The sequence below is a fragment of the Achromobacter pestifer genome (genome assembly GCF_902859625.1).
Taxonomy (GTDB): Bacteria; Pseudomonadota; Gammaproteobacteria; order Burkholderiales; family Burkholderiaceae_B; genus Achromobacter; species Achromobacter pestifer.
Genome location: NZ_CADIJX010000003.1, coordinates 498,791 through 512,485 on the forward strand (window position 1 = coordinate 498,791; position 13,695 = coordinate 512,485).

Annotated in this window: 11 protein-coding genes; 3 read left to right on the plus strand and 8 right to left on the minus strand. The window is 64.2% G+C overall.

The window, feature by feature from the left end:
• The first annotated feature begins 92 nt into the window (after positions 1-92).
• Positions 93-989, plus strand: a complete 897-nt coding sequence (locus HV753_RS13900) for a LysR family transcriptional regulator (RefSeq protein WP_175175065.1) — start codon at positions 93-95, stop codon at positions 987-989.
• A gap of 28 nt (positions 990-1,017) precedes the next feature.
• Here HV753_RS13900 and phbB read toward each other — a convergent pair whose 3' ends face one another.
• The 6 genes from phbB to HV753_RS13930 are packed head-to-tail and all read right to left on the minus strand — an operon-like array spanning position 1,018 to position 8,664.
• Positions 1,018-1,761 (minus strand): acetoacetyl-CoA reductase, encoded by a 744-nt coding sequence (gene phbB / locus HV753_RS13905; protein WP_175175066.1) that lies wholly within the window; start codon positions 1,759-1,761, stop codon positions 1,018-1,020.
• Positions 1,751-2,218 carry a hypothetical protein gene (locus tag HV753_RS13910; RefSeq protein WP_343056503.1) on the minus strand — a complete coding sequence of 156 codons (468 nt, stop codon included), beginning with the start codon at positions 2,216-2,218 and terminating at the stop codon, positions 1,751-1,753. Before HV753_RS13910 ends, phbB begins: the two co-directional genes overlap by 11 nt.
• A 44-nt stretch (positions 2,219-2,262) precedes the next feature.
• Complete coding sequence (locus HV753_RS13915) at positions 2,263-3,387, minus strand: ABC transporter permease (protein WP_175175068.1); 1,125 nt, start codon at positions 3,385-3,387, stop codon at positions 2,263-2,265.
• Complete coding sequence (rbbA, locus tag HV753_RS13920) at positions 3,388-6,123, minus strand: ribosome-associated ATPase/putative transporter RbbA (RefSeq protein WP_175175069.1); 2,736 nt, start codon at positions 6,121-6,123, stop codon at positions 3,388-3,390.
• Positions 6,123-7,190 carry an HlyD family secretion protein gene (locus HV753_RS13925; protein ID WP_175175070.1) on the minus strand — a complete coding sequence of 356 codons (1,068 nt, stop codon included), beginning with the start codon at positions 7,188-7,190 and terminating at the stop codon, positions 6,123-6,125. The genes rbbA and HV753_RS13925 overlap by 1 nt, the downstream gene beginning before the upstream one ends.
• Before the next feature lie 16 nt (positions 7,191-7,206).
• Positions 7,207-8,664, minus strand: coding sequence for an efflux transporter outer membrane subunit (locus tag HV753_RS13930; RefSeq protein ID WP_175175071.1), 1,458 nt, complete (start codon positions 8,662-8,664; stop codon positions 7,207-7,209).
• A gap of 190 nt (positions 8,665-8,854) precedes the next feature.
• Here HV753_RS13930 and HV753_RS13935 point away from each other — a divergent pair, with 190 nt between their 5' ends.
• Positions 8,855-9,493: a TetR/AcrR family transcriptional regulator gene (locus tag HV753_RS13935; protein WP_175175072.1), complete on the plus strand. Its 639-nt coding sequence runs from the start codon at positions 8,855-8,857 to the stop codon at positions 9,491-9,493.
• 88 nt (positions 9,494-9,581) lie between these two features.
• On the plus strand, positions 9,582-11,150 hold the full coding sequence (locus HV753_RS13940; RefSeq protein ID WP_175175073.1) for an EAL domain-containing protein: 1,569 nt from the start codon (positions 9,582-9,584) through the stop codon (positions 11,148-11,150).
• Positions 11,151-11,153: 3 nt separating this feature from the next.
• On the opposite strand, the gene kch is transcribed toward HV753_RS13940, so the two are convergent.
• Both kch and HV753_RS13950 read right to left on the minus strand, forming a co-directional pair.
• Complete coding sequence (gene kch / locus HV753_RS13945) at positions 11,154-12,365, minus strand: voltage-gated potassium channel protein (RefSeq protein WP_175175074.1); 1,212 nt, start codon at positions 12,363-12,365, stop codon at positions 11,154-11,156.
• 456 nt (positions 12,366-12,821) lie between these two features.
• Positions 12,822-13,634, minus strand: coding sequence for a response regulator transcription factor (locus HV753_RS13950; RefSeq protein ID WP_175175075.1), 813 nt, complete (start codon positions 13,632-13,634; stop codon positions 12,822-12,824).
• Positions 13,635-13,695: the final 61 nt, after the last annotated feature.

Consider the following 13,695-nt stretch of genomic DNA (forward strand, 5'->3'; position numbering starts at 1 on the left):
GCCGGGGATCCATGCCCACAGGCTAATTCAATCGTCCGGATACGATAATATCCATTTTGTTCGCAACATCATTCACTGTGGGTGAATAATCAATGGATCATCTGACGGCGCTGAAAGTGTTCAGGCAGGTGGTGGAGCAGGGTGGGTTCGCCCCAGCGGCACGCCAACTGAGTTTGTCGCCGGCGGCGGTCAGCAAGAACATTGCCGAACTTGAACGCCACGTCGCGGCGCGGCTGCTGAATCGCACGACCCGCCGCATGAGCCTGACCGAGGCGGGTACGCGCTATTACGAGCAGGTCGCCCGTATCCTGGACGATCTGCAAGAGGCCGAGCAGTCGCTGGGGCCCATGCAAAGTGAGCCATCGGGCATCTTGCGTGTCAGCGCACCCATGTCCTTGAGCCTGCTTCGCATTTGCCCGGCCATTCCTGCCTTCCTGGAACGTTATCCGCGGGTGTCGCTGGACCTGAACCTGGAAGACCGGCGCGTTGATATCGTGAAGGAAGGTTTCGATCTGGCGATCCGCGGAACAGACCGCCTGGAAGACTCCAGCCTGGTGGCGCGTCAGCTGATGACGCTGGATCACGTGCTATGTGGTGCGCCAGCGTACTTTCGGCGGGCAGGCGTGCCGACATCGCCGGAGGCCGTGCGCGGCATGGAATGCGTGCAGTTCACCTTGTCTGGTCATGCGGATGAATGGGTGTTCACGCAAGCGGGGCAGACGCAGCGCGTGCCAGTAAAAGGGCGCTACAAGGTCAGTTCCAGCCTGGCGGTGCGTGACGCGCTGCGGGCGGGTTTTGGCGTCAGCCTGGTGCCGCGCGTGTATGTCCAGGACGATCTGGCCAGCGGTGCGCTGCAAGCGGTGCTGCCTGATTGGCTTCCCGTCGAGACCTATGTCTACGCGGTGTATCCATCGCGCCGCCACATGGTGGCGAAGGTGCGTGCGTTTGTGGATTTCCTGTTGGAAGAGTTGGGCGCGCAGCAGGCCTGACCACCGCGCGCCGCCCGGACCAAAGCGATCAATACATGTGCTGGCCGCCGTTCATGGCCACATTGCTACCGGTCATGAAACCCGCCGCGTCGCTGCAAATAAAGGCCACCAGCGCCGCGACTTCCTCGGGCTGGCCCAGACGGCCGACAGGGATTTGCGGCAATATCTTTTCCTTCAGGACCTCCTCGGGAACCACCTGCACCATGCGCGTGTCCAGGTAGCCGGGCGACACGGTATTGACCGTGACGCCCTTGCTGGCCAGTTCCAGCGCCAGGGATTTGGTGAAACCATGGATGCCGGCCTTCGATGCCGCGTAATTGGTCTGGCCGAAGGCGCCCTTGCTGCCGTTCACGGACGAGATGTTCACGATGCGGCCCCATCCGCGATCCGCCATGCCGCCGCATAGCGGCTGCGTCATGTTGAACATGGAATCCAGATTGCTGTGCATGACTTCGGACCAGTTCTGGAAACTCATCTTGCGCAGGCGGGCGTCGCGTGTGATGCCGGCATTGTTGATCAGGATGTCGATCTGACGGCCGTCACGCTCCAGCCGTCCCATCAGCGCCTGGCACGAGGCATAGTCACTCACGTCCACTTGGTAGAGGGCGATCGGATGGCCCTTGGCGACTTCTTCGTCGACCCAGGCCCGCGTGGCGTCCTCGCTGGCGTGGTACGTGACGATGACGTCATGGCCGGCGTCGCACAGCGCCAGGGCGATGGCCCGCCCCAGGCCGCCGCCGCCGGTGACCAGCGCCGTGCGCTTAGCCGTCATGGCGCTCACCCGGCTGGCTGGCGTCGCGCAGGGCCGAGCAGGCCGCAGCCATCTGGTTGGACATCGTGGACCACAACTGCGTCATGGGCGAGGCGTCGACGGCCATGCCGGCACCGGTGGCGCTCTTGAACCAGCCGCTCATGGCCTCGCCCAGGCCGGCGGCCAGCGCCGCTTGCTCTTCCAGCGCGGCGTGGGTGATGGCCTGGCTGGCTTCCAACTGGCATTGCCATTGCTTGCGCGTGATCTCGCCCAGGGCCGGGGCAATCTCCTTCCAGTCGCCGCCATGTTGCAACGGGCCAAGGGTGGACAGGTAGCGGGCGGCGTTGTCGTCAGCCAGGCGGCGGCCGAGTTCCATCCAGCGTTGTTGGCTTTCTTGCGCAAGCTGGGCCAGCCGTTGGCAATAGGCGGCGTTGGCGCCGGCGATGCCTTGGGTCGTGGGGGCAGTAGTCTTCTTCATCATCCGTCCTTTTAAGAGAGTGGTAAGGGGTAACGAATCAGCCCTTAAGCCATCTGGCTCAGGGTCTTGCGAAAGCGCGCCAGAGAGAACGCGAATAGGGCCGTGCCGATCAGTGCCAGCGCCAGGAACGGTTGCCACACGACGCTGAATCCCGCGCCGCGGTAGAGGATGGCTTGGCCGAGTTCCACGAAGTGCGTGGTGGGGGCGGCCAGCATGATGTGTTGGACAAATTCCGGCATGCTCTCGCGCGGCGTCGTGCCGCCGGACAGCATTTGCAGAGGCAGCAGCACTAGTACCAGCAGCATCCCGAATTGCGGCATGCTGCGTGCAAGCGTGGCCATGAAGATACCCATGGAGGTCGTAGCGAATAGATGCAGCGCTGCCCCCAGCAGGAACAACGCCACCGATCCTTCGATCGGCACGTGCAACAGGCCACGCACTACGAACGTCAACGATAGCCCAGCCGAGGCCAGTACGACCAGCCCCATCGACCACACCTTCGCCACCATGATCTCCGTGGGGGTGACGGGCATGACCAGCAGGTGCTCAATGGTGCCGTGTTCGCGCTCGCGGATCAGCGCGGCGCCGGTCAGGATGATGGACAACATCGTGACGTTGTTAATGATCTCCATCATCGCGCCAAACCACGCCTGCGTCAGATTGGGGTTGAAGCGCATGCGTACCGCCAGGTCCACCGGCAACGTCGTCGGGGCGCGGTAGCGCTTGACGAACTCGTTGATCTCGTCGGTGACGATTTGCTGGATGTAGCTGCTGCCGGTGAACGCCTGGCTCATCCGGGTGGCGTCCACGTTCAGCTGGATCTCCGCCGGACGGCCCGCCAGCACGTCGCGCTGGAAGTTGGGCGGGATGTTCACGGAAAACGTGTAACGCCCCGCATCCATGCCCGCGTCCGCCTCGGCGGAGGTGATCAGGGCCGGGGGCGTGAAATGGGGGGGATAAAAGGCCGACGCGATGCGCGCCGACAAGGGCGAGACATCTTCGTCGACCACCGCGATGGGGGCGTTGTGCAGCGTCTCGGGCACCGCCGTCGCCGCCGTGTAGATCATCAGCGTGAAGGACACGGCGATCAGGATCAGCATCATGGGGTCGCGCGCCAGACTCCATAGCTCTTTGACGCCCAGGCGGAAGATGTTGGCCAGGTGTCTCATTCAGGTCTCCTGTTTCTTCAGCAGGAACACCGAGGCGCCCAGGATGATGGGAATCGCGGCCAGCAAGGGCCAGAACGACCCTTGCAGCGCGGGGAAGTCCAATGCCTTGCTGAACACGCCGCGGCTGATCGTCAGCATGTGCGTGGCGGGATAGATCTGCCCGATCAGTCGTCCGGCGCCTTCCAGCGACGACACCGGATTGAGCAGGCCCGCGAATTGCACGGCGGGCACCAGCGTGCCGATCATGGTGAAGAACAGCGCTGCGATCTGGCTGCGCGTGAAGGTCGAGGCCAGCAGGCCGATCGCCGTGGCCACGACGTTGTAGATCAGCGCGGCCGCCAGCAAGGTCGCGAAACTGCCGGTGATGGGCACCCCGAAAAGCGTCACGGCCAGCAAGGTCATCAACAGGAAGTTCAGCATCGCCAGCGCCACGTACGGCGCCTGTTTGCCCAGCAGGAATTCCAGCCGCGTCACCGGCGTGACGTACAGATTGATGATGGACCCCAGTTCTTTCTCGCGCACGACGGCCAGCGCGGTCAGCATTGCGGGCATCATCAAAAGCAGCAGCGGGATCACCGCCGGCACCATCGCAGGCAGGCTGCGCACGTCAGGGTTGTAGCGAAAGCGCGTTTCAATGCTGACGGGCGGCGTGGCGCTGGCGCCTAGCTGTTCGCGCGCCTGCTGCATCAGCCATCCCTGGTGCATGCCCAACACATAGCCGCGGATGGTTTCGGCGCGTTGCGGCATGGCGCCATCAATCCACACGCCAATCTGCGCGTTCTTGCCGCGCTGCACGTCGCGTGCGAAGCCCTGCGGAATCTCGATGGCCAACGACAGTTCGCCACTGCGCATGCGGGCGTCCATGTCGTTGTAGTCCTGGATGGGCGGTTGTTCGACGAAGTACCGCGAGCCCGACAGATTCAGGCTGTAGTTGTGGCTAAGCGTGGTCTGGTCGCGGTCCATGACCGCGTAGCGCAAGTCTTCCACGTCCAGGCTGATGCCGTAGCCCATGACGAACATCAGCAGCAGGGATCCCACCAGCGCCAGCGTGGCGCGAACGGGGTCGCGCCGCAGTTCCAGTGATTCGCGCCACATATAGCTCAACGCGCGCTGAAGACTGAAGCCGCGATGCGGCGCGGTGACGGGTTCAGGTTCAGACGTTTCGCCGGCAGGCGCCGCTTCGTCTTGTGGCTGCGTGCCGGCGCCGGCATCGATCAGATACGCGATGAACGCTTCTTCCAGCGTCTTCGCGCCGCGCATCTGCGTGATCTCGGCGGGCGACGCGCTGACCAGCACTTTCCCCGCGTGCATCAGCGACATGCGGTCACAGCGCTGCGCTTCGTTCATGAAGTGCGTCGAAATGAAGATGGTGACCTGGTCCTGCCGCGCCAGCGTAATCAGTAGCCGCCAGAAGTTGTCGCGGGCGATCGGGTCCACGCCGGAGGTGGGTTCGTCCAGGATCAGCAGGTCGGGCTTGTGCACCATCGCCACGGCCAACGACAGGCGTTGACGCACGCCCATCGGCAGGTTTTCGGGCAAGGCGTCCAGCACGTCGCGCAATTCAAAGCGCGCCACCATTTCGTCCACGCGGTCGGTGATGTGGGCCTCGGGCACATGGAACAGGCGGGCGTGCAACACCAGGTTCTGCCGTACGGTCAGTTCGCCGTACAGCGAGAAGGCCTGCGACATGTAGCCGACGCGGCGGCGCGTGTCGATGTTCTTCGGGTCGACCTCCTGGCCGAACAACCACGCCTGCCCTTCGCTGGCGGGCAACAGGCCGGTCAGCATTTTCATGGTGGTGGATTTGCCGCAGCCGTTCGATCCCAGAAAGCCGAATATCTCGCCACGGCGGATACGGAAGTTGACGTGGTCAACGGCGACGAAATCGCCAAAGCGCATGGTCAGGTCGCGGGCTTCAATGGCGATCTCGGCATGCTCATCGACGTCCAGCGGCACGATTTCCACGGGTTTGTGGCCTTGGCGCTTGGCCTGCGGCAGCAACGCGATGAAGGCGGCCTCCAAGGAATCCGTGCCCGTGCGCTGCGTCAGGTCAGCGGGCGTGCCGGTGGCCAGCACGCGGCCGTCGTCCATGGCGATCAGCCAGTCGAAACGCTGTGCCTCGTCCATGTAGGCCGTGGCGACGATCACGCTCATGTTCGGTCGATCTTGGCGGATGTCGTTGATCAAGTCCCAGAACTGCGCGCGAGCCAAGGGGTCCACGCCGGTCGTCGGTTCGTCCAGGATCAACAGGTCGGGGTCGTGGATCAGTGCGCAGCACAAGCCCAACTTCTGCTTCATGCCGCCAGACAGCTTGCCGGCAGGGCGCGACAGGAAGGCCGACATCCCCGTGCTGCGGGTCAGGCTGTCGATGCGGCGGCGGCGTTCGGCGTCGTCGTGGCCGAACAGGCGGCCGAAGAATTGCAGGTTTTCTTCCACCGACAGGGTGGGATACAGGTTCTTGCCCAGGCCCTGTGGCATATAGGCGATACGGGGGCAGACGTCATCGCGGTGCCGCTTGTTGGCCATGTCGCCACCCAGCACGCTGACGCGGCCTTCCTGCACGGCGCGCGCACCCGCCACCAGCGCCAGCAGGCTGGACTTGCCCACGCCGTCGGGGCCGATCAAGCCCACCATGCGCCCGGCAGGAATGTCCAGCGTGATGCCGTCCAGCGCCACGGTCTTGCCATAGCGCAGGCGCACATCCTGTAGCGTGACGACCGGGGCGGCAGCGTCCATCAGGGCACCTTGACTTCAAGGTTGGCGGGCCACGACGCATTGGCGTCCAGCTTCAACCAGGCCACGCCGGGCAATCCGGTCTTGACCTGTTTCAGATGCTTTTGCAGCAAGTCCGGGCTGATCTGCGCCTTGACGCGGAACATCAGTTTCTGCCGTTCGCTGGCAGTCTCCACGGTCTTCGGCGTGAACTGCGCAGTGCTGGCCACGAACGAGACCTTGGCGGGAATGACATACTGCGGGGCGGCGTCCAGGATGATGCGCACGTCCTGGCCCAGGGCAACTTGGCCCGCGGCCTGCTCGGGCAGGAAGAAGGTCATGTAGACGTCGGACAGGTCCACCATGTTCAGCACTTTCCCGCCGGCGCCCAGCACTTCGCCCGGCTGCGCCACGCGATATTGCACGCGGCCGTCGCGCGGAGCGCGCAGTTCGCTGTCGGCGATGTCGGCTTCGATGCGAGCGATGGTGGCCAACGCGGCGGTGATGGCGGATTGCGCGCCAACCTGCGCGGCACGGGCGGCGTCGATCGCGGCGGCGGCGGCGGTCACCTGGGCGCGCGCCGCGTTGACAGCGGCTTGCGCGCTGCGCACGCGGGCGCGGTCGTCATCCAGTTCCTGAATCGATGATGCGCCTTCCTTGGACAAGGTTTCGGAACGCGCCAGGCGGCGGCGCGCGGCGTCCGCTTCGCTCTCGCGCTGCGCCACGACGGCCTCGGCAGCCAGCTTGTCGCTTTCGCGTTGGGCGACTTGCGCGGCCGCGCTGGCGGCGCTGTTGATGGCTTGCTGATGCTGTGCGCGCGCTTCTTCGCGCTGGGCGTTCAGCGTATCGATCTGCATGCGCGCCAGCGGCTGGCCGGCGGCCACGAAATCGCCTTCGATCGCCAGCACGTCCTGCACACGGCCGGCGAGTTTGGTGGCCACATCGATCTCGGTGGCTTCGATGCGGCCATTGCCGCTGATGAATCCTTCGCCGGGACCGGTGTCCGTGAGCATGCGCCAGCCGGCATAGCCGGCGGCGGCCACGGCCAGGACGATCAGGGCGGGAATCAGTTTTCGGGTGGGCAGGCGCATGGTGAGGATCCTTGAATTATTGGATGGCGCCGCCGGGCGCGACGTCGGCTTGCACTTGCGTGCCACCGCCCAGCGCGGCGTACAGACCGACCCGGCTAGACAGCAGGGCGCGGCGCGTTTGCACCAACGTTTGCTGCGCGGCCAACAGGTCGCGCTGGGCATCCAGCACCTCCAGGTAGGGCGAGGCGCCGTGGTCGTAGCGCAGTTGCGCCAGGCGGGCGCGCTCGCTTTGCGCGGCGACGGTGGCGCGCAGCACCTCCACTTGTTCAGCCAGGCAATGCCGCGCCGATAGCGCGTCGGATACGTCGCGGAAAGCGGTCTGGATGGTCTTCTCGTAGCCCGCCACGGCTTGGTCGCGTCGTGCCTCGGCCAGGTCCAGCGCGGACTGACGGCGGCCAGCGTCGAAGATCGGCAGGTTGATGCTGGGCGCGAAGTTCCAGGCGCGACTGCCGCCCGAGAACAGGCCATCGAGTTCAGCGCTGGCCGTGCCGAAGGCGCCTGTCAGCGTGATGCTGGGCAGGAACGCCGCGCGGGCCGCGCCGATGTTGGCGTTGGCGGCTTGCAACTGGTGTTCCGCCGCCACGATATCGGGGCGGTTGACCAGCAGATCCGATGGAAGTCCGGCCGGCAGCTCGTGCATCACGGCCGCGTCTTCCAGCCGCACGGATTGCGTTGGCAGGTCAAGGGGAGCACCCACCAGCAGCGCCAGCGCATGCGCCTGTTCGGCGCGAATGCGTTCAAGGTCGGCGCCCAGTGCCCGCGCTTGCTGCCACAAGGTTTCGACTTGGGTCAGGTCCAGCTTGGATATCGCACCCACTTCAAACCGGCGGCGAAAAATGCGCAGGGATTCGGCGCGGGACGCGATGGTCTCCTGGGTCAGCGCCAGTCGTTCATCCAATTCACGCAGCGTCAGATAGCTGTCGGCCACTTGTGTGATCAGGCTGAGCGTGGCGGCTTGGGCCGCGGCGTCGGTGGCCAGGTAATTTTGCAGGGCAGCGTCCTTCAGGCTGCGCACACGGCCCCAGAAGTCCAGTTCCCAGCTGGCAAGGCCCACGCCCACTTGATACTGGCTGCTTGTCTGGGGCTGACCCGTCAGGTTCAGGTCCCCGGGCACGCGGCCGCGGGTGCCGTCGGCCTGCACGCCCAGGGTGGGGAATTGGTCGGCACGCTGGATGCCGTACAGGGCGCGTGCTTCCTGCACGCGCAGCAAGGCGGTGCGCAGGTCGCGGTTGTTGACCAGCGCGGTATCGATCAGTTGGTGCAGCGTGGGGTCTGAAAAGTAGGTGCGCCAACTGATGCCGGATGCCGCCAGACTGGCCGGGCGGGCATTCGGTGCGTCATAGGTCGCGGGTACGGGCAGGGCAGGCCGGCTGTAGGGCGGCGCCATGGACACGCAACCCGTCACCAGCAACAGGGTCAGAACGGCGGGGGCGATGCGCAGAGCGGTCTTGGCCGGAAGCGGAACGCGAGTCATGCAAGGGTCTCCAGCATGGGGGACCGGGTGCATCCGCGGCTGGCGGGCTTGTGGCCCGGCGCCGGGATGAACCCGATACCAGGGGCATGCATTCATTGTGCCCATGGTGCTCGGCGTTTTCCTTGATCCGGGTCAAGCTAGCGACTGACTAGTCGGTTTGTAATGGCGGAAACTTGCAAGAGGAGCCGCAATGGGTGCGCAACGCCATCGTCTACCTCCTGCCGTGCGCGTCGGGCAGATTCTGGACGCGGCGTTGCAGGTGTTCTCACACGCTGGCTATGCTGGCGCCAGGATGGACGACATCGCCTTGCGGGCGGGGCTGTCCAAGGGTGGGCTCTATGCGCATTTCCCCAGCAAGGAGGCCGTGTTTGAAGCGCTGCTGGCGCGGCATCTGAACCCGGCGCCGCTGGATGTCGATGCCGTGGTGGACGGTGCGGCCTCGCCGCGTGATCTGGCCGAACGTCTTGTGGACCACCTGTATGCCAGCCTGGCAGACCCGGCGATGATCTGCATGATGCGGCTGCTGCTGGCCGAAAGCGGGCGCGTGCCGCATCTGGCGGCCCGCTGGCGGCGGGACACCGCTGAAGCGCATCAGGCGGACATGGGTCGGGCGCTTGAGCGCGCCCGGACTCGCGGGCTGTGTGGCGATTGCCTGGCGCTGGAGCACCCTTGGCTGCTGCTGGCTCCCATCATCCACACGATCGTCATGGCGGCACTGCTGGGCCCACGGGAACAGATGAACCTGCCGGCACGACAGCGGGCGCACGTGGCGTTGATCGGCCGATTGTTGGAGCCGAATGCGTCGGCATGCATCGATCAAGTTTCTTGACGCTGCGGCTTGCTTGGTGTCCTATCCCTTTCTGGGCCTATTGCACATTGACGGAATTTCCAACGGGGCAGCTTTGTCGACATCAGGAATGACGGTTCGTGTGCCATCTTGGCGCTATTTGCCGGTGGCATTTGCCTTGGTGTTTCCCGTTCTGCTCTGCGTGGGCTGGACCTGGTTGCATGCCAAGAGCGAACAGCGTGGCGCGGCTGAGGCCGCCGCGAAGATTGTCCGCATCCAGGTCGAGAACGTGCTCACCCAGGCCTGGTCCCTGTTGGACCGGGTGGCGGAACTCACGCCCAAGCCCTGTGCCGAGGTGCTGCCGGTGTTGCAACGCTGGGGAGCGCTCAATCCATACTTCCGCTCACTGATCCTGGCCAATGACGATCACATCTATTGTTCGTCGGTGCTGGGCGAGGTGGATTTCAATGTCGGCGAGTTCCGTAGATGGTCCATCGATGTCTCGCCTGATCGTTGGTTGTTTTCGGTGGCAGGCACGCCGCTGGCGCCAGATCGCCCGGCGATCCTGCTGGGCAGGCCGGGTGTGCCGGGGTATAGCGGCGCGGTGGCGGTGGACGGCCGCTACATCCTGGATCTGTTGAATGCCGTGGCCACGCTCGGCGATTACCGGCTGGAGCTGACGGTGGGCGACGGGGCGCCCATCCGCAGTGATTCCTGGAATGCGTCAAATGGGCTCTCAGAGCTCGTGTACCGGGGAATCACTCGCAATAACGGTCTCGTCGCGCTGTCCATCAACGTGCTGGCGCCGTCGGAGAGCCTGGTGGCCGCCTGGCAAAAACTGATGCTGGCATACCTGCCTGCGGCGTTGCTGATTGGCGCTGGGTTGGCGTTTGCCGCCTATCGCTTGCAGGTGAACCGGCTGTCGTTCAAGGAGCAGTTGCGCCGCGCCATGCGCGCCAACGAATTCCAGGTGTACTACCAGCCGGTCTATGGCCAGCATACCGGCCAATGCGAGGGCGTCGAAGCATTGATGCGCTGGAACCGGCCCGGCGTGGGTCTCGTGCGGCCAGACATCTTCATCGCGGCGGCCGAGGCCGAGGGCATGATCATCCCGCTGACGCAGCATCTGCTGCGGCTGATCGAACGCGACGTGCAAACTTGGAATGTGCCGCCCGGCTTCCACATCGGGGTGAACATCGCGCCTGAACATCTATCCAGCACTGAGCTGTTGCCCGACATCCAGGCCTTCAAAGCGAAGATCGCGGAGCGAAGTCCGTTGATCGTGCTTGAGATCACCGAGCGCAGCCTGATTTCGGACAATGGGCAGGCGCGTCGCAATATCGATGCGTTGCGAGCAGAGGGCGTGCGGGTGGCGATAGACGATTTCGGCACCGGCCATTGCTCGCTGTCGTACTTGCAGAAGTTTCCCGTGGATTACCTGAAGGTCGACAAGGGTTTCGTGCACGCCATCCAGCCCACGGGGGAAGAGGCGCCGGTGCTGGATGTGATCATCACGCTGGCACACCGGCTGAATCTGGCGGTAGTGGCGGAAGGCGTGGAAACGCAGGCGCAGTTCGACTATCTGACCTCGCGCGGAGTGACGTTCATTCAGGGCTATCTGTTCGCGCGGCCGATGTCGTCCGCGGAATTCGTTCCCTGGCATGCCGAGCACTCACGCCCGGGCGCGAATGCTGCCTGACGTTCAGGACGGTTTGGTCTGCGTCGATGCCTTGGCGAAGAACAGATCCGTGATCGCCTGGCTGTCCATGGGTTCGCCGTTGATCGCGCGCGCCAACAGTTCCGCGCCCAGCAATTGCACCGAGAACACCATGTCCGGCTGCACGCGCCGGATCTTCTCCAGATGCTTGCTGGTGTTGACCAGCGCCACCGTCTTGGCGCCATTGTCGCCAGTGGCTTCCTTGGCGGCCAGCACGATGAACGCATTCTCGGCATCGTCGGCGCGCAAGGCCAGCACATAACGGGCGTGCGACACACCGGCGGCGCGCAATACCTCGACGCTGGAGGGATCGCCTTCGATCAAGTCCGTCGCGGCAGGATATTCCTGTGGCGTCCCGGTGGGCACGATGACCGTCACTTCGTCGCCACGGCGGCGCAAGCCATCGTAGACGCTCAGCGCCAGCGGGGTCGCGCCTGCAATGATGATGTGATTTTTACGCATTGCGGTGGAGAACCTGCCTTTGACCAGACGCTTCAGATTGCCGCCGATCACCGGGCCGGCGATCGCGCTGATGGAAGTGGCGAATACAGTGATGCCAAGAATGATAATCGACGCGGTAAACAGTCGGGCGGTGGTGCTGTGCGGCGTGATGTCGCCATAGCCCACCGTGGACATGGACACGATCGAAAAGTAGAGCGCGGTGCCGGCGTCAAGAATCGGCGGATTGAATTCGCTGCCTAGATACAGGGTGCCGAAGACGGCGTAGATCAGCAGCGACAGCACGCTGACCACCGCGAACAGCGAGCCCGCGGTGACGCTTGCGCGATCAAAGCGCCGCCAATAGGCGATCAGCGCGATCACCAGCACTAGTGTGTAGATACCCAGCCCTGCGCGCCCGCCGTCTCCCAGGATGGCAAAGGTGCCGATGCCGATCAGCAAGACCAGCGAGAACGCCCACGCGATGCGCGCCTTGAGGATCAGGCCCAGCGCAATGACTTGCAGGCCCACCCCCAGCACCAGGCGCGGAATCTCCAGCAGTCCCACCACGCGCATCACTTCGTGCCAGTTGTCCAGCGCCAGCCAGAATGAATATTCGCGGGCGCGCACCTCACGCAGCACCGGATGCATGAAGGCATAGCCGTCCAGCGCCACCAGAATGGCCAGGCACCAGTTGGGTGGAAAAAACGCCAGGACTCTTCTGAAACGATGTCGTAGAGAGGGGGGGCTGATGGGCATGGGGGCGTGTCCTTTGCCGCCATTTTAGGACAGCGGCCGCAACGCGCTGCTATACCTATTATGTATAGAAGGCTATCAACAAAGAATTACTGGATTCAGGCCCGAAGTCCTAAACTTCTTCCATCACGCGGCTATCCAAGAGGAAAACCGCTGATACGGGCGATAAGCGCGCCAGCAGTCCAGGCGAGTTCATACCCCGGGCGTTGATCACGTTGCAGCTTGTGGGGGGACTAGAGACCCCGCTCGGGCTCACGGTCGTGACCGTGCGTGAGTAGTATGAGGCACGAATGTTGGAATCGCGTGATCCAGGTAGAAGGCATCAGTGCCGGCTGATGACTCCGGGTTCACGTGTTGTTTTAGCGCGGCGTCTTACCTCTCGAGGGCAGCGCCGCGTTTTTTTCGCCTGCCGCTTTGCACGGCAGGCCGATTCGTCCGGCCTTCAGCCGGACCCACCCATCAATTTGACGCGCTTGCGTCCATCGTCTCGCGGCGCCAATCTTCCTGCGCGTCCACGCGGTTGTCATCCCCAGAATCCCGATAGTCCAGATCCAGCGTAATGTCGGCGGCGAACATATAGCCCCAGCCATGTACCGCGCGGATCGGCAATGTCATCTGATTGGTGGTCGCCTTGCGCCGTAGGCGGCTGATCATGACATCCACGAATCGGCGGCGCGTAATGCCGCTGTCTGCCTCGTCGGCGCCGTCGGCGTAGAAGGCGTCGCGGCTGACCTTGCGATCAGGCGCGGTCACCAGGCGGGACAGGAAGTCACGTTCGCCGGTGGTCAAGCCCAGCGTGCGGCCCGAGGGGCTGACCAGGGTCCAGCCTTTATTCGCCAGTCTCCACGTTTCCTGCACGGGCTCTTCGGCTTGCGCGTCGGGCATCGTATCCATGCCGTCCAGTCCCACCGCGCGTCGCACCAGCGCTTGCAGTACCGCGGCGAGCTCCAGCCCGCTGACGTCGGCAGGCAGGCAAGCGTCCGCGCCGCAAAGCAGCGTGCGGATGCGGCTTTCCGTATCCGTGAACGTGGCAATTGCCACAATGCCCAAGCCCCGGTCCACGGCGCGCAACCGGACGGCGGCGTTATGGATGTCGGGAAGCGGGGCCTCCAACACCACAAGCGGACTGGACCGGCGCGAATAGCGGTCATAGACGTCCACCAGGTCGTAGCAGCGGCGTACGCTGAAACCCAGGTGGGACAAGGCATCCACAAGCCTGGCGTGCCTGGCATCGTCCTGTCCGAGGAAAATGACATCCAGCGTGTTGTTCATTGATGCTTCCAATGAGGTGGCGCGGCATGGGGGCGGCGCTTGAAGAGGAAGCGCCTCGGCG

Coding starts and splice junctions, on each gene's coding strand:
- HV753_RS13900 (WP_175175065.1), top strand. CDS start 93: ATGGATCATCTGACGGCGCTGAAAGTGTTCAGGCAGGTGGTGGAGCAG.
- phbB (WP_175175066.1), bottom strand. CDS start 1,761: ATGACGGCTAAGCGCACGGCGCTGGTCACCGGCGGCGGCGGCCTGGGG.
- HV753_RS13910 (WP_343056503.1), bottom strand. CDS start 2,218: ATGAAGAAGACTACTGCCCCCACGACCCAAGGCATCGCCGGCGCCAAC.
- HV753_RS13915 (WP_175175068.1), bottom strand. CDS start 3,387: ATGAGACACCTGGCCAACATCTTCCGCCTGGGCGTCAAAGAGCTATGG.
- rbbA (WP_175175069.1), bottom strand. CDS start 6,123: ATGGACGCTGCCGCCCCGGTCGTCACGCTACAGGATGTGCGCCTGCGC.
- HV753_RS13925 (WP_175175070.1), bottom strand. CDS start 7,190: ATGCGCCTGCCCACCCGAAAACTGATTCCCGCCCTGATCGTCCTGGCC.
- HV753_RS13930 (WP_175175071.1), bottom strand. CDS start 8,664: ATGACTCGCGTTCCGCTTCCGGCCAAGACCGCTCTGCGCATCGCCCCC.
- HV753_RS13935 (WP_175175072.1), top strand. CDS start 8,855: ATGGGTGCGCAACGCCATCGTCTACCTCCTGCCGTGCGCGTCGGGCAG.
- HV753_RS13940 (WP_175175073.1), top strand. CDS start 9,582: ATGACGGTTCGTGTGCCATCTTGGCGCTATTTGCCGGTGGCATTTGCC.
- kch (WP_175175074.1), bottom strand. CDS start 12,365: ATGCCCATCAGCCCCCCCTCTCTACGACATCGTTTCAGAAGAGTCCTG.
- HV753_RS13950 (WP_175175075.1), bottom strand. CDS start 13,634: ATGAACAACACGCTGGATGTCATTTTCCTCGGACAGGACGATGCCAGG.